This is a genomic window from Streptomyces sp. NPDC005648 (genome assembly GCF_040605395.1).
GTDB lineage: Bacteria > Actinomycetota > Actinomycetes > Streptomycetales > Streptomycetaceae > Streptomyces.
This window is the reverse complement of record NZ_JBEXCS010000145.1, coordinates 1-15,482: the sequence shown is the minus strand read 5'-3', so window position 1 is coordinate 15,482 and position 15,482 is coordinate 1. Positions and strand designations below refer to the sequence as shown.

At 70.9% G+C, this 15,482-nt stretch carries 9 protein-coding genes and 2 pseudogenes; 3 read left to right on the top strand and 8 right to left on the bottom strand.

The window, feature by feature from the left end; all coding sequences use genetic code 11:
- The 3 genes from ABZT17_RS42885 to ABZT17_RS42875 all read right to left on the bottom strand — a co-directional run.
- Positions 1-3,699 (bottom strand): ABC transporter ATP-binding protein (locus ABZT17_RS42885; protein WP_356357612.1); only part of this gene is annotated, 3,699 nt, incomplete at its 3' end.
- 99 nt (positions 3,700-3,798) lie between these two features.
- Positions 3,799-4,896: an esterase-like activity of phytase family protein gene (locus ABZT17_RS42880; RefSeq protein WP_356357611.1), complete on the bottom strand. Its 1,098-nt coding sequence runs from the start codon at positions 4,894-4,896 to the stop codon at positions 3,799-3,801.
- A 48-nt stretch (positions 4,897-4,944) separates the two neighbouring features.
- Positions 4,945-5,805 (bottom strand): serine hydrolase, encoded by an 861-nt coding sequence (locus tag ABZT17_RS42875; protein WP_356357610.1) that lies wholly within the window; start codon positions 5,803-5,805, stop codon positions 4,945-4,947.
- 157 nt (positions 5,806-5,962) lie between these two features.
- Between ABZT17_RS42875 and ABZT17_RS42870 the strand changes: the two genes are divergently transcribed.
- Both ABZT17_RS42870 and ABZT17_RS42865 read left to right on the top strand, forming a co-directional pair.
- Positions 5,963-8,242 (top strand): glycosyltransferase family 39 protein, encoded by a 2,280-nt coding sequence (locus ABZT17_RS42870; RefSeq protein ID WP_356357609.1) that lies wholly within the window; start codon positions 5,963-5,965, stop codon positions 8,240-8,242.
- Between the two features lie 137 nt (positions 8,243-8,379).
- Complete coding sequence (locus ABZT17_RS42865) at positions 8,380-9,186, top strand: endonuclease (RefSeq protein WP_356357608.1); 807 nt, start codon at positions 8,380-8,382, stop codon at positions 9,184-9,186.
- Positions 9,187-9,225: 39 nt separating this feature from the next.
- Here the strand turns inward: ABZT17_RS42865 and ABZT17_RS42860 are convergent, their stop codons facing one another.
- On the bottom strand, positions 9,226-10,095 hold the full coding sequence (locus ABZT17_RS42860; protein ID WP_356357607.1) for a hypothetical protein: 870 nt from the start codon (positions 10,093-10,095) through the stop codon (positions 9,226-9,228).
- Positions 10,096-10,159: 64 nt separating this feature from the next.
- A complete protein-coding gene (locus ABZT17_RS42855; RefSeq protein ID WP_356357606.1) occupies positions 10,160-10,615 on the bottom strand; it encodes a hypothetical protein in 456 nt (151 codons plus the stop codon).
- Between the two features lie 138 nt (positions 10,616-10,753).
- Between ABZT17_RS42855 and ABZT17_RS42850 the strand changes: the two are divergent.
- Positions 10,754-11,740, top strand: a pseudogene (locus tag ABZT17_RS42850) (winged helix-turn-helix domain-containing protein); the annotation flags it as partial.
- A gap of 123 nt (positions 11,741-11,863) precedes the next feature.
- Here ABZT17_RS42850 and ABZT17_RS42845 read toward each other — a convergent pair.
- From ABZT17_RS42845 to ABZT17_RS42835, 3 genes and pseudogenes are all read right to left on the bottom strand, one after another.
- The gene (locus tag ABZT17_RS42845) at positions 11,864-13,561 is read right to left on the bottom strand and encodes a thiamine pyrophosphate-binding protein (RefSeq protein ID WP_356357605.1); all 1,698 of its coding nucleotides are present in this window, start codon (positions 13,559-13,561) and stop codon (positions 11,864-11,866) included.
- Positions 13,558-14,556 carry an agmatinase gene (gene speB / locus ABZT17_RS42840; RefSeq protein ID WP_356357604.1) on the bottom strand — a complete coding sequence of 333 codons (999 nt, stop codon included), beginning with the start codon at positions 14,554-14,556 and terminating at the stop codon, positions 13,558-13,560. Before speB ends, ABZT17_RS42845 begins: the two co-directional genes overlap by 4 nt.
- 66 nt (positions 14,557-14,622) lie before the next feature.
- Positions 14,623-15,482 (bottom strand): annotated as a pseudogene (locus ABZT17_RS42835) (sodium:solute symporter); the annotation flags it as partial.

The following is a 15,482-nucleotide window of genomic DNA, read 5'->3' as shown; positions in this document are numbered from 1 at the left end:
GCCCTCCCCCACAAAGGCCCGCCACAGCTCCGCGTACCGGCCCTCCAGGGCCAGGAGTTCGTCGTGGGTGCCGTCCTCGATCACGCGGCCGTGGTCCATGAGGACCACTCGGTCGGCGCGGGCCGCTGTGGTCAGGCGGTGGGCCACGACGAGGGTGGTGCGGCGGCCTGCCAGGCGGTCTGTGGCCTGGTTGACCTGGGCCTCCGTGGCGAGGTCGAGGGCGGCCGTGGCCTCGTCGAGGAGGAGGATGTCGGGGTCGACCAGTTCGGCGCGGGCCAGTGCGATCAGCTGGCGCTGGCCCGCCGAGAGGTTGCGGCCGCGCTCGGCGACCTCGTGGAGGTAACCGCCGGCGAGGGTCGCGATCATCTCGTGGGCGCCGACCGCGCGGGCCGCCGCCTCCACTTGGGCGTCGGTGGCGTCGGGGCGGCCGTAGGCGATGGCGTCGCGGACGGTGCCCTGGAAGAGGTACGCCTCCTGCGGGACGACGCCCAGACGGTGGCGGTAGGAGGTGATGTCCAGGGCGCGCAGGTCGGTGCCGTCGACGGTGACCCGGCCGCCCGTGGGGTCGTAGAACCGTGCCACGAGTTTGACGAGGGTCGACTTGCCGGCGCCCGTCTCGCCCACGAAGGCGACGGTCTGGCCCGCCGGGATGGTCAACTGCACACCGCCCAGGGCCTCTTCGTCGTCTCCGTAGGCGAAGTGGACGTCCTCGAAGGCGACTTCGCCGCGCAGGGAGAGGACTTCGAGGGGTTCGTCGGGCGCCTTGGTGGAGGTCGGCTCCTGGAGCAGTTCCTGGATACGGCCGAGCGAGACCGTGGCCTGCTGATAGCCGTCGAAGACCTGGGAGAGCTGCTGGACCGGCGCGAAGAACAGGTCGATGTACAGCAGATACGCGACCAGGGCGCCGGTGGTGAGCGTGGCGGCGTCCACCCGGCCCGCGCCCGCGATCAGCACGGCGGCCGCCGCCACGGACGACAGCAGCTGCACGAACGGGAAGTAGATCGAGATCAGCCACTGCCCCCGGGTGCGCGCCGTGCGGTAGCTGTCGCTGCGCTCGGCGAACCGCGCCGCGCCGTCCCGCTCCCGCCGGAACGCCTGCACGATCCGCAGCCCGGACACCGACTCCTGGAGATCGGCGTTGACCAACGACACCCGCTCACGGGCGAGTTCGTACGCCTTCACACTCGCCCGGCGGAAGAAGAACGTGGCGACGATCAGCGGCGGCAGGGTCGCGAACACGACCAGCGCCAGCTGTACGTCGATCACCAGCAGCGCGACCATGATGCCGAAGAAGGTGACGACCGAGACGAACGCCGTGACCAGGCCGGTCTGGAGGAAGGTCGAGAGGGCGTCGACGTCCGTCGTCATCCTCGTCATGATCCGCCCGGTCAACTCCCGCTCGTAGTAGTCGAGTCCGAGCCGCTGCAGCTGGGCGAAGATCTTCAGCCGCAGCGCGTACAGAACCCGCTCGCCCGTCCGCCCGGTCATCCGCGTCTCACCGATCTGCGCCGCCCACTGGGCCACCACCGCCAGCAGACCGAGCAGTGACGCCGACCAGACCGCGCCCACGGCCATCGCGGTGACGCCCTGGTCGATGCCGTGCCGGATGAGGATCGGCAGCAGCAGCCCCACGCCGGCGTCCACGGCGACCAGCCCGAGGCTGACCAGCAGGGGCAGCCCGAACCCCCGTAGCAGACGCTTGAGTCCGTACGACTCCTCCGGCTGCACCGCCCGCCCCTCGTCGATGTCCGGTGTGTCGGTCGCCGGGGGCAACGCGTCGACCTGGGCGAGGAGTTCGGGGGTGGCCGGCATCCCGGCCAGGGCCTGGTCCTTGGGCTCGCGGTCGCCGGTCCACAGCCTCGGGGTGACACCGCGCTCGGCGTCGAACTCCGCGTCGAGTTCGTCCCGTACGGAGGTGTCCTCGGCCGGAGCGACCGGCGGGGTGTGGCCGGGCGAGACACCGCCGAGCTCGTCGGGGTCGGTGAGGAGCCGGCGGTAGAGGGCCGAGCGCCGCTGGAGCTCCTCGTGCGTGCCGATGTCGGCGAGGCGTCCGGCGTCCAGGACCGCGATCCGGTCGGCGAGGTTGAGGGTGGAGCGGCGGTGGGCGATGAGGAGCGTGGTGCGCCCCCGCATGACCTGCTTCAGGGCCTCGTGGATCTCGTGCTCCACGCGCGCGTCCACGGCGGAGGTGGCGTCGTCGAGGACCAGCAGGCGCGGGTCGGTGAGGATCGCGCGGGCCAGGGCGACGCGCTGGCGCTGGCCGCCGGAGAGGGTGAGGCCGTGCTCGCCGACCTTGGTGTCGTAGCCGTCCGGAAGCTCCTTGATGAAACGGTCCGCCTGGGCGGCGCGGGCGGCCACCAGGATCTGGTCCTCGGTCGCGTCGGGACGGCCGTAGGCGATGTTGTTGCGGACCGTGTCCGAGAAGAGGAAAGAGTCCTCGGGGACCAGGCCGATCGCGGCCCGCAGCGAGTCGAGGGTGAGCTCGCGGACGTCGTGGCCGCCGACGAGGACGGCGCCGTGGGTGACGTCGTAGAAGCGCGGGAGGAGGAGGGAGACGGTGGACTTGCCGGAGCCGGAGGAGCCGACGACCGCGAGGGTCTCGCCGGGGCGGATCTCGAAGCTGAGGCCGTCGAGGACGGGACGGGTGCCGCCGGAGGACTGGTCGTAGCCGAAGGACACGTCGTCGAACTCGACGGTCGCGGGGGCGTCGGCGGGCAGGGTCCTGGTGCCGTCGGTCATCGACGGCTCGGTGTCGATCAGCTCCAGCACCCGCTCGGTGCCGGCCCTGGCCTGCTGGCCGACCGTGAGGACCACGGCGAGCATCCGGACCGGGCCGACCAGCTGGGCGAGGTAGGTGGAGAAGGCGACGAACGTGCCGAGGGTGATGTGGCCGCGGACCGCGAGCCAGCCGCCGACGGCGAGCATGGCGACCTGGCCGAGGGCGGGGACGGCCTGGAGGGCGGGGGTGTAGGTGCTGTTCAGCCGGATGGTGCGCAGCCGGCCCGCGAAGAGCCTGCGCCCCACCTCCCGCAGCTTCCCGGTCTCCTGGTCCTCCTGCCCGAAGCCCTTCACCACGCGTACGCCGCTGACGGCACCGTCGACCACACCCGCGACGGCCGCCGCCTGGGCCTGGGCGTACCAGGTGGCGGGGTGCAGCCTGGAGCGGCTGCGCTTGGCGATCCACCACAGGGCCGGGGCGACGGCGAGCGCGACCAGGGTGAGCGGCAGCGAGAGCCACGCCATGATCACGAGGGAGATCAGGAAGAGCAGCAGGTTCCCGATGGTCATCGGGAGCATGAAGAGCAGCCCCTGGATCAGCTGGAGGTCGCTGGTGGCGCGGCCGACCACCTGGCCGGTGGAGAGCTCGTCCTGGCGGCGGCCGTCGAGGCGGGTGATCGTCTCGAACATCTCGGTGCGCAGGTCGTGCTGGACGTCGAGCGCGAGCCGGCCGCCGTAGTAGCGGCGGATGTAGGTGGCGACGTAGACGAGGACGGCGGCGGCGACCAGGGCACCGGCCCACGGGCCCATACGGCGGCTGTGGTCGCCGATCACATCGTCGATGATCACCTTGGTGACCAGCGGGACGAGCGCCATGACGGCCATGCCCACGAGGGAGGAGCCGAGGGCGAGGACGACGTCCCTGGGATGGCGCCACGCGTACCCCGCCAGTCGCCGTGCCCAGCCCCTTTGCGGTTCCACGCGGGTGCCCTCCGTCGGTCAGAAGTCCTGATCTACCGGAAGGCACCAACACACACGGATACGGATTTCATCCCTCCGCAACAAAACGTGAGACAGCGCTCAGATCCGTACCCGCAGGTAGTAGAACCGTGTCGTCTGCGTCGCGTTCTGGTTGTCGTCGCTGACCAGGAGCACCTTCAGGCGGCCCTTCGAGTACCCCGTGACCGCCATTCCCTCGATGTTGTCGAGGAGCGGGTTGGGCTGGGGCTGCTTGGCGGTCGCTCCCAGTGACGGGCAGGTCACGATGTCCGTGAGGAGGGTCTTCCCGATCAGGCGTACGCCGGCCTGACCCGTGAGGTTCTCGATGCCACCGGTGTCGGTCGCGTGGCGGGGGTCGGCGAGGTAGAGGCGGACCGTGTTGCCGACGCCGGGGGTGAAACCGCGCTCCAGGACGAGCAGGCGGCCGTCGGGGAGGGCCTGGACCTCGGGGACACCCAGGAAGGCGGCGTCGGTGCGGTAGGCGTACTGGGCGCCGAGCCGGAAGTGGTCGTCCCGGGTCCTGGTCCACGTCTGGAAGCGCAGGATGCCGGCCGTGTCGCCGGAGATCGCGTACTCCATGGAGGCCAGCAGGGTGTGACCGCCGGGCAGCATGGTCAGACCCTCGAAGGTCTGGTTGACCGTGGCCCGTCCGGCGGGCGCGACGGAGAGGTAGGACGGGACCGGGAGGCGGTCGAGGATCCTGCCGTCCACGCTGTAGCGGCGGATCGACGGCTCGGTCTCGGAGGTGATGAGGCGGGTGCCGTCGCGGTCGATGACGAGGCCCTCGCTGTCGAGCGCGGCACCGTTCTCGTCCGCGAGCTGGACCACGCGCTCGGGCCGGAGAGTCCGGCGGTCCAGGTCGAAGAGGGAGGAGCGGTCCTCCAGGGCGGCGATGGAGCCGTCCCGGTCCACGGCGAGCGCGGAGAAGTTGCCGACGAAGGTCCCGTCGTACGTCGTCTTGTCGAGCGCGTCGGAGAAGCGGTCGATGGAGACGGACGGGGAACAGGCGTGGTTCACCGGTGAGTCGGCGTCAGCGGTGGCGGGCCCGGCGGCGGTGAGGCAGGCGGCCGCCGCCAGGGCCGCGGCGGTGGCCGCGAGTACGGTCCGCGGACGTACGGCACTCCGGCGTCCGGTGATCGGGCGTTCGGTCCTCGGGCGTTCGGTTCTCAGCAGGCGCATGGGCGTCACCGTAGGGCGGGGCGGTGACGGGCGGGAGGCCGTCAGGGGTCAACTCGCCGCGAGATCCCGGTGAATGACCTTCGCGACGCCCTGAATGGTCGTGATGCCGTAGTTCATGGTGCTGTTGCCCCAGGTGAGCACCGTGATCATGTAGTCGTGTCCGCCGCCCTTGAAGGTGCCGACGCTGTGCACCCGCCAGCCGTGCGTGGAGCGTTGCAGCCAGCCGTTCTTGACGTGCCAGGAGACCCCGGACGGGACGCCGTACGGTGTGCCCCAGCGCTGCGAGGAGATGACCTGGCCCATCAACTTCAGGACGTACGCACGGGAGTTGTCGCTCAGCACGGTGTTGCTCGCGGTGATCAGCTTGAGCAGCTTCTGCTCGTCGGTGACGTTGATCTGGGTCAGGCCCCAGTAGCCGTTCGCGCCGGGGACGGTCTTCGTCATGCCGGCGGCGTTCAGGAAACCCTTGATCTTCGTCAGGCCCAGCTGCTTCCAGAGCTTGCTGGTCGCGTTGTTGTCCGACTTGGTGATCATGGCCTTGGCGAGCGAGGCCTCGCTGTCGGTGAGATAGCGGTTGTGCTTCTTCGCGTCCCAGAGCAGCGTGGCGAGGACGGTGACCTTCACGACGCTCGCGGAGTCGTAGGACGAGGTGGCGCGCAGCGAGCAGGTGGTGTCGGTGGTGCGGTCGTAGAGGCCGACGGCGATGGTGCCCTTGCGGTTCGCGAGGGCGGTGGTGATGTCCTTCTTGAGCTTGGTGGCCAACGCGGCCTTCGCGGACGTACAGCTGACGGTCGGTGCCGTCGCGGCGGCGGCGGGCGAGGCGGCGGCGACGGCGGGTATGAGGACACCGAGGCCGACGGCGCCGGTGACGAGCGCTCTCGCGCGGCTGCTGGATCTCCCATGAGTCATGCCCGTGTTGACACACAAGTTCGGGTGAAAGGTTGCACGCATCAACGGGGTTGTTGAGCAACTGCTGCCCAACCCGTTACCGGCCCCTTTGCCGATTCACAGGTGGAAGCCAGGTGCGGCACAGCCCGCACTCACCGCGCGTTCGCACGATGCCCTCGTGACATCTGCCACCGATCCCCACCCCCACACCGAGACCGTGTCCGCCGACTGGGCGCCACCGGCCCCGCCCGTGCCGGCGCCCCCGGACAGGGCCCCGCGCTGGTCGCTGCCCGCGCTGCTCGCGATCCTGGTCCTGGCCGGCGTCCTGTACGGCTGGAACCTGAGCGGCAGCAGCCTCAACAGCTTCTACAGCGCGGCCGTCTACAGCGGTACGCAGAGCTGGAAGGCCTGGTTCTTCGGCTCTCTCGACGCCGGGAACTTCATCACCGTCGACAAGCCGCCGTTCGCGCTCATGATCATGGGCCTGTCCTGCCGGCTCTTCGGCTTCGGCACCTGGCAGATGATGGCGCCGGAGATCGCCGCCGCGCTGGGCACGATCTGGATCCTGCACTCGTCCGTGAAGCGGTACTTCGGCCATGCGGCGGCCGCCATCGCCGCTCTGGTGCTGGCGCTGACCCCGATCACGGTGGCCATCGACCGGGACAACAACCCCGACACCATCCTGGTGCTGCTGATGGTCGCGGGCGCGGCCCTCGCCCTGCGGTCGGTCCGCACCGACCGGCTGCTGCCCCTGATCGGCTCGGCCGTGTGCTTCGGCCTCGCCTTCAACACCAAGATGCTCCAGGGCTACATCGCCCTGCCGGCCGTCTTCGCGGTGTACGTCTACGCCTCGAAGGCGGGCTGGAGGAAGAAGGCCGTCAACCTGGCGCTCGCCGCTGTGGCGCTGGCGGTCTCCAGCTTCTGGTGGGCGACGGCCGTCTCCCTGGTCCCCGCCGACGACCGCCCGTACATCGGCGGTTCGACCGACGGCTCCGCCTGGAACCTGATCATGGGCTACAACGGCCTCGGCCGGGTCCTCGGCGGCGAGGGCAACGGCGGCGGTGGGGGCGGTGGCGGTGGCGGTGGCGGCACCTTCGCGGGCACCGCGGGCATCGGCCGTATGTTCAACGACATCCTCGGGGGCCAGATCTCCTGGCTGATCCCGTTCGCGTTCCTCGCGTTCGTCGCCGGGGTGATCCTGGTCGGCCGCGCCCCGCGCACCGACCCCACCCGCGCCGCGCTGATCCTGTGGGGCGGCTGGCTGGTCCTGCACTACCTGACCTTCGCGATGGCCGAGGGCACGATGCACCCGTACTACACGACCGCGCTGGCCCCGGGCATCGCGGCGCTCACCGGTGGCGGCGGTGTGATGCTGTGGCGCGCCTTCCGCGGCGGTGACGCCCGCTGGTCGTGGGTGCTGCCGGCGGGTCTCGCGGTCACCGGCATCTGGGCCGTGGTGCTCCTGCGCCGGGCGACCGGCTGGAACACCTGGCTGTGGCCGGCGGTCGCCGTGGTCATGGTCCTCGCGATCGTGGGTCTGTTCGTCTTCCGGTCCGGCGGTTCCGGTACGAAGGTGAGGCTCCTCGGCGCGTCGGTCGCGGCGGCGATCGTGGCGGCCCTCGCGGGCCCGACGGCGTACGCGGCCTCGCCGGCCTTCGGCTCCACCAGCGGCATGATGGGCGGCACCAATCCGACGGCGGGTCCGTCGACCGGTGGCATGGGGGGTCCCGGTGGCATGGGCGGCGGCCGGGGCGGCTTCGGCGGCGGTCCGGGCGGCAGCCGGCAGGACGGTACGCGGGGCGGCCGGGCGAACGGCGAGCTGCCCGGTGGCGGCAGCGGTCGGATGACGCCGGGCGGCGGCACCGGTGAGCTGCCGCAGGGCGGCATGCCGAGCGGTGCGCCGGGCGGCCAGAGTGGCCAGAGTGGTCAACAGGGCGGCGCCGGTGGGGCGTTCCCCGGCGGTGGTACGGCACCCGGCGGCACCCGCGGCGGCTTCGGCGGCGGGGGGAGGGGCGGCGCCGACAGCCAGCTGATCTCGTACCTGGAGAAGCACCAGGACGGCGCCAAGTGGCTGATCGCGGTCTCCAACTCGCAGAGCGCGGGCCAGATGATCCTCAGCACCGGCAAGCCCGTGATCTCCATGTTCGGCTTCACCGGCTCCGACAAGGCGATGACCCTCGCCAAGCTCAAGGAACTGGTGAAGAAGGGCGAGCTGCACTACATCCAGCTCGGCGGCGGCATGGGTGGCGGCCCCGGCGGCGGCAACAGCGCCGACTCGGAGCTCACGGCCTGGGTGCAGAAGCACGGCACGGCGGTGAAGGAGAGCGCGTACGACAAGAACGCGACGTCGAGCTCCTCCAGCTCCTCGAACTCGTCTAACTCGTCTAACTCGTCGAACACTTCGAACACTTCGAACACTTCGACGGTCTACCGTCTGGACCCGTCGGACGTCAGCTGACGCGCGCCGACCCACCACGGCCCCCGACCACATGGTCGGGGGCCTTTTTTAACGTCCCGTTAACCGACGAGACCTCATGTCCATGTCACCCTCCCTCTTGCCGCCTCCATTCAACCCGCGTAGATGGGACAACCTTTATGCCGGCGACACGCATCCGCCGCTGGAAGTCGGTGGCCCTCACCACAGCGGCCGTCCTGGTGGGCCTCGCCGCCCCGGCCGTGACCGCGACCCAGGCCTCCGCGACGACGACCGCGTACGACTCGACGTACTACAAGAACGCGATCGGCAAGACGGGCACCAGCCTCAAGTCCTCCCTGCACACGATCATCAGCACCGGTGTGACGAAGCTGTCGTACTCGGCGCTCTGGGACGCCCTGAAGGTCACGGACCAGGACCCGAACAACAGCGGCAACGTGATCCTGCTCTACTCGGGCATCTCCCGGAGCAAGTCGCTCAACGGCGGTGACAGCGGCGACTGGAACCGCGAGCACGTGTGGGCGATCTCGCACGGCGATCTGACCACCTCGACCGGACCGGGCACCGATCTGCACCACATCCGCCCGGAGGACGTCGCGGTCAACGGCAAGCGCGGCAACCTCGACTTCGACGAGGGCGGCTCCACCTTCACCGACAGCGGCGGCAGCAAGGTCGACTCGGACTCCTTCGAGCCCCGCGACGCCGTCAAGGGCGATGTCGCCCGCATGATCCTCTACATGGCCGTCCGCTACGAGGGCGACGACGGCTTCGCGAACCTGGAGCCCGACGACAAGGTCAACAACGGCTCCAATCCGTACATCGGCAAGCTCTCGGTCCTGAAGCAGTGGAACGACGAGGACCCGCCGAGCGCGTTCGAGGAGAACCGCAACAACGTCATCTACAACACGTACCAGCACAACCGGAACCCGTTCATCGACCACCCGGAGTGGGTGGACGCGATCTGGTAGACGGCACCGCACACGTCACCGGCCCCGTCACCGCGTCCATCACCCGAGAACCTGTTTCGCGGCTCCGTCCTGGCGCCGCATGAGGGACTGCCAGGTCGTGAGGGTCGTGGGGTGCGCGTCGAGCCAGGCGCGCTGGACGGCGGCCAGTCGGGTGTAGGCCGTACGCAGGTAGTCGGTGTCGGACTTGCACCTGATGTCGGCCTTGGCGACGGGGCTGGTGGCGAAGTCGGTGTCTCGGGGAAGGCTCTGGAGCAGGCGGACGGGGTCGTCCGTCTCGACTCCGGCGGCCAGCATGCAGCGCGCCCAGCGGGCGTCGGCCGCGCGGAAGGCGGGGTCCTTGTCCAGGTTCTTGCGGGCCTGGATCTCGCCTTCGCCCAGTTGGACGGTCACCTGGAGCCACTGCTGACGCTGAGAGCCCAGGAGCCGCTTCTTGGCCTCGGCCTGGCAGCCCGTGGCCGGCACGGAGACCTTGACCAGCTTGCCCCGGGCGGTGATACGCCGGTCGGTGGGACCGTAGAGAGCGAGGACGAACGCCTTGCTCCTGCGCTGTTCCGACGCTCCTGGTTCGGGGGTGGCGGTGGCGGTGGCCAGCGACTCCAGGCCGAACGGCAGCGGGTGGTCGACGGTGGCCGCGGTCGGCCTGGGGACGGGGGCCGGCGTGTACCGGTAGCCGTGGGCGGCCATGCAGCTGATGGTCAACTGCCGCACCGCCCGGTCGATCCGCCACCGTCGATCGCTGGGCGCGTGCCGGAGCGGGTAGAAGGGCAGACGGGCGCTCAGGCGGCCGACGTCCGGCCCCGGCCGCGGGGTGGCGGTCGCGGACGGCCCCGATCGGTCGACGTACACCCAGGCGGCACAGGCGACGACGACCGCGGCGGTCGCGAGTGCGGCGATTTTGCGTGTTACCAAGGTCTTCCTCCTCCCGGCGGGGTGGATCCGGCGGCGGGCCACCGGATCCACGACGGTGTGCGGGTCAGTCGTCCCAGCAGCCGCCCGGGTTGGAGGTCGTCAGCGAGAGAGAGCTGACCGAACCGCCGATGATGGCATCCGCGTCCCCGCCGGGCGCGACGCAGAAGACCATGCCGCCGCTGTAGCCGATGTCCAGGTAGTACCGGGAGTAGTAGCTGCCGGTGGAGGAGTTGCTGGCGTACCCGACGTTGTCGTTGACCGTCGAGCCGGAGCCGGCGGTGCCGTACGTCGTGCTGTTGAAGGTGTCGTTCGTGAAGTTGTTGTCGCTGTTGAAGTACGAGTGCCTGGCGCTGTTGAAGGTGGACCAGAACACACAGTGATAGCCGGAGGAACAGTGGGTACCGGCCGACGCCGGCGCCGCCGTCACGACTCCGCCTACGGTGAGCGCCGCTGCCAGGCCGGCGGTCGCCGCCAGCGCCCTGCGCGAACGGGCCCATCTGGACCGTACTGTCATAGACATGACATTCCTTTCTGTCGGTCCCGGGGTGGCCCGAACAACACTGGCAGCAGCGGGACCGGTTGCCCATGCCTTGCGGCCCTGACCGAAAAGCGCAGGTCAGGGGCGGGAATACGGCACACACAGATTCTTCACAGAGGGATGAACAGATGTCCGAATAACGCCTGTTGCAGGTGTTGTCAGCCGTGTCCGGAGGCGGCCATGATGACTCGCCCGGTCACAACGGGCGGGACCCCGGGGGGCCTCATGCTGCGCATCCACTTCACCGAAGCCGACCTGGCCCGCACCAGAATGGCGTCCGATCCGGATCCGCTCTGGGAGATCGCGCTGAGCCTGCACCGGTTCCAGACCCAGCAGGGGCGCAGCGCACATGCGGAGTGGTACCGGACGACCCGCGCGCGGCTGGCGGACCAGGGGCTGGAGGGGCTCTTACGGGACGTCCTGCTGCCGCTCTTCCCGAGAACGGCGTACTTCCCCGACTTCCTGACCCCCGCGGAGGGAGCCCAGGGCCTCGCGGCCGGGCTCGCGGCGGTCGTGGACACACCCGCCGACCAGGTGCGCCAGGAGGTGGCGCGCTTCGCGTCGAACACGGCACCCCGCTGGGCACCGCGGCTCGTGGAGCGCGAGAGGCGCCAGTACGTGGCGGGGGCCCTGCGGCGGTACTACGAGGTCGCCGTGGCGCCCTTCCGGGAGCGAGCCCTGGCCCAGGTGGAGGCGGACCGGTCGGTCCGGGGGCGTGCCCTGCTGGCCGGGGGTGTGGACGGGCTGCTCGGCGGGTTGGGGCCGCAGATGCGCTGGGAGGCACCGGTGCTCCATGTGCAGTATCCGGCGGAGGAGCGCGACCTCGTGCTCGACGGGCGCGGGCTGACCCTGGTGCCGTCGTACTTCTGCTGGGGCTCTCCCATCGCACTGGGCGACTCCGCGCTCCCGCCCGTGTTGGTCTATCCCGTACTCCGCGAGATGCGGCCGACCGCCCTCGACAGGCCGCTCGGCGTCCTGCTCGGCCGCACCCGGGCACAGCTGCTGCGGGGCATCACCCCGGGCGCGACCACCGGCGAACTGGCCCGGCTGGCGGGGGTGTCGGCACCCACCGTGAGCCAGCACATCACCGCCCTGCGGGACGCGGGACTCATCAGCAGCCTCCGGTACGGCACGAGCGTCCTGCACACGCTCACCCCGCTCGGCTCGGCCCTGTTGCGCGGGGCGGAGAGCCGGCCGCCCCCCTGCCGACGGCGACGGCCCCACCGCTCCCTACCGCTCGCCCGCGCCGAGATGCGTCGGCGCGAACATCCGCAGCAGGGCCGGGAGTACGACCACCGAGGGCCCGGGGGTCGCCAGGGCCTTCGCCAGGTCCGTCTCCAGGCTCTCCGGGCTCGTCCGCACCGCCGGCACCCCGAACGACTCGGCGAGGGCCGCGTAGTCCGGCCGGGTCAGTTCGGTCGCCGTCGCCTCGCCGAAGGTGTCCGTCATGTACTCGCGCAGGATGCCGTAGCCGCCGTCGTCGACGATCAGCCAGGTGACGTTCAGGTCGTACTGGCGGGCGGTCGCCAGCTCGGCGACGGAGTACAGGGCTCCGCCGTCGCCGGAGACCGCGAGCACCGGGGTCGTGGGGTCGGCCGCCGCGGCGCCCAGGGCCGCCGGGAAGCCGTAGCCGAGGCCGCCCGCGCCCTGGGCGGAGTGCATGTGGTTGGGGCCCTTGGGGTCGAAGGCCGACCAGGCCCAGTAGGCGAGGATCGTCATGTCCCAGAAGGACGGGGAGTGCGCGGGCAGGGCCCGGCGGACGGACGCCAGCACGTCCTGTTCCAGGTTGAGTTCCTGGGCGGCGAGTCGCTCGGCCACCTTCGCCAGCAGCTCCCGGACCCGCTCCGGGGCCGAGGGGTCCGTACGCTCCTGGACCGTCTCGAGGAGTGCCTGCAACGCCGGTCGCGCGTCCGCGTGGATGCCCAGCGCCGGGTGGTTGGACTCCAGTTTGCCGAGGTCCGCCTCGATCTGGATCACCCGGCCCCGGGGCCTGAACGTGTGGTAGTTCGAGGAGAGTTCACCGAGGCCCGAGCCGACCACCAGCAGGACGTCCGCGTCCTCCAGGAAGTCGGTGGTGTGGCGGTCCTCCAGCCAGGACTGCAGGGAGAGCGGGTGCGTCCAGGGGAACGCGCCCTTGCCGCCGAAGGTGGTGACGACCGGCGCCTGGAGCCGCTCGGCGAGCTGACGCAGCTTCCCCGACGCGTCCGCCCGTACCACTCCCCCGCCGGCGATGATCGCCGGACGGGCCGCCTTCGACAGCAAGTGCGCCGCCACGGCCGTGAGTTCGGGGCGCGGGGGCAGTGCGTCGGGGAAGGTGTCGCCGCCCGTCACCACGGGGACGGAGGTGGCCGCCAGCAGTACGTCCTGCGGAATCTCCACCCACACCGGACCGTGCGGGGCCGTGAGCGCCGACTTCCAGGCCGCCGCGATCGCCGAGGGGATCTGGGACTGGGTACGGACCGTGTGGACCGACTTCACCACGCCCCTGAACGAGGCCGCCTGGTCGGGCAGTTCGTGCAGATAGCCGTGACGGCCGCCGCCCAGGCCGGCCGTGGGGACCTGGCTGCTGATCGCCAGCACGGGGGCGGAGGCCGCGCGCGCCTCCTGGAGCGCCGCGAGCGAGGTCAGCGCGCCCGGGCCCGTCGACAGCAGGAGCGGCGCGGCCTCGCCCGTGATCCGGCCGTACGCGTCGGCCGCGAATCCCGCGTTGTTCTCCACCCGCAGCCCGATGTAGCGCAGGTCGGAGCGGCGCAGCGCGTCGAACATGCCGAGCGCGTGCTGGCCGGGCAGGCCGAAGACGGTGGTGGCGCCGAGCGCGCCCAGCGACTCCACGACCAGGTCTCCGCCGTTGCGCCCCGCGGGAGGGTTCAGAGCGGCGGCGATCTGCGCCTGGGTCGGGCGGAGTTCCAGGTCGTGGTCGTGGGTCACTTGCCCTCTTTCCCCTCGGTCCCCTTGTTCTCCGCGCGGGCCGCGGCGATCTGCCGGGTCATGATCGTGGTCAGTTCGTACGCCGTGTGGGACGCGGCCACCGACGTGATCTCCGCGTGATCGTACGCGGGGGCCACCTCGACGACGTCCGCCGAGACCAGGTTGCAGGAGGCGAGGCCGCGCAGGATCTCCAGCAGCTCGCGGGAGGTCATACCGCCCGCCTCCGGGGTGCCGGTGCCGGGCGCGTGGGCCGGGTCCAGGCAGTCGATGTCGATGGAGATGTACAGCGGGCGGTCGCCGACGCGCTGCCGCAGCTGGTCGGCCACCTCGTCGGCGCCGCGGCGGTAGACGTCCGCCGAGGTGACGATGCCGAAGCCCATCTTCTCGTCGTCGGTGAGGTCCTGCTTGCCGTAGAGGGGGCCGCGGGTGCCGACGTGGGAGAGGGCCGAGGTGTCGAGGATGCCCTCCTCCACCGCGCGCCGGAAGGGGGTCCCGTGGGTGTACTCGGCGCCGAAGTACGTGTCCCAGGTGTCGAGATGGGCGTCGAAGTGGAGCAGGGCGACCGGGCCGTGCTTCTTCGCGACGGACCTCAGCAGCGGGAGCGCGATGGTGTGGTCGCCGCCCAGCGTCATCAACCGGGCGCCGGTGCCGAGGAGTTCGTCGGCCGCGGCCTCGACCGTCTCGACGGCCTCGTGGATGTCGAACGGGTTCACGGCGATGTCCCCGCCGTCGGCGACCTGCGCCAGCGCGAAGGGCGACGCGTCCTGCGCCGGGTTGTAGGGCCGCAGCAGCCGGGACGCCTCACGGATCGCGTTGCCGCCGAAGCGGGCGCCCGGCCGGTACGAGACACCCGAGTCGAACGGCACCCCGACCACGGCGACATCGGCCCGGCCGACCTCGTCGAGGCGGGGCAGCCGGGCGAAGGTCGCGGGTCCGGCGTACCGCGGGACGCGGGAGGAGTCGACGGGGCCGCGGGGCGTCTCGTTGCTGCTCATGGGGTAATGCCTTCTTTCCTACGCTTCATCGCGTATGGAGCGATAAGTACTATTTCTTGTACGACTCTACCGGGCTGCCGGGACGGGCTCCGAGACCGACTCCGGGGCCCGTCCGGCGAGGCGCTCGCGCCAGGCGGCGAGAACGGCCGCGTCGGTCGGCTTCGTGACCAGGGAGACGGCGACGTAGGCGACGAGGGAGGAGAGCAGGCCGTAGTAGACGGGCTCGTTGGCGAGGATGCCGTAGCCCGCCATCAGGCCGATGACCGCGAGGCCGCCGACGGCGACGGCGGCCAGCGCGCCCTGGGCGGTTCCGCGCTTCCACAGCAGTCCGCCGAGGATGGGCACGAGGAGGCCGCCGACCAGCAGGTTGTAGGCGACCGTCAGGGCCTCGACGACGTTGTTGAGGGCGATCGCCGTGCAGATCACCCCGACTCCCATGACGAGGATGAAGGCGCGGTTGCCGCGTACTTCGTCATGGTCACCGGAAACGGTGCGTCCCCGCAGCCGGGACCAGATGTCGTTGTTGGCGACGGTCGCGCAGGCGATCAGCGCGCCGGAGGACGTGGACATCACGGCGGCCAGGGCGGCGGCGAGCACCAACCCCCGCACTCCGACGGGGAGTTCGTCCTTGACGATGGTGGCGAAGGCGTCGTCGGGGCCGGCCAGCTTCGGGTAGAGCACCTTGGCCGCCGTACCGATGACGGCGCCGGCGAGGGCGTAGACGAGACAGTAGGTGCCGGCGACCGTGCCGCCCCACTTCGCCGTGCTGTCGCCGCGCGCCGTGAAGACGCGCTGCCAGATGTCCTGCCCGATGAGCATGCCGAACGTGTAGATCAGGACATAGGTGAAGATCGTCTCGCCGCCGATGCCCAGCGGGTCGAAGTACCCGGTCGGCAGCTTCGCCTTCATCTCGGAGAAGCCGCCCG

What these genes read in the sequence shown, in the direction of transcription:
- ABZT17_RS42855 (WP_356357606.1), bottom strand. Translation starts at nt 10,615, where the DNA reads ATGTCTATGACAGTACGGTCCAGATGGGCCCGTTCGCGCAGGGCGCTG.
- speB (WP_356357604.1), bottom strand. Translation starts at nt 14,556, where the DNA reads ATGAGCAGCAACGAGACGCCCCGCGGCCCCGTCGACTCCTCCCGCGTC.
- ABZT17_RS42865 (WP_356357608.1), top strand. Translation starts at nt 8,380, where the DNA reads ATGCCGGCGACACGCATCCGCCGCTGGAAGTCGGTGGCCCTCACCACA.
- ABZT17_RS42875 (WP_356357610.1), bottom strand. Translation starts at nt 5,805, where the DNA reads ATGACTCATGGGAGATCCAGCAGCCGCGCGAGAGCGCTCGTCACCGGC.
- ABZT17_RS42880 (WP_356357611.1), bottom strand. Translation starts at nt 4,896, where the DNA reads ATGCGCCTGCTGAGAACCGAACGCCCGAGGACCGAACGCCCGATCACC.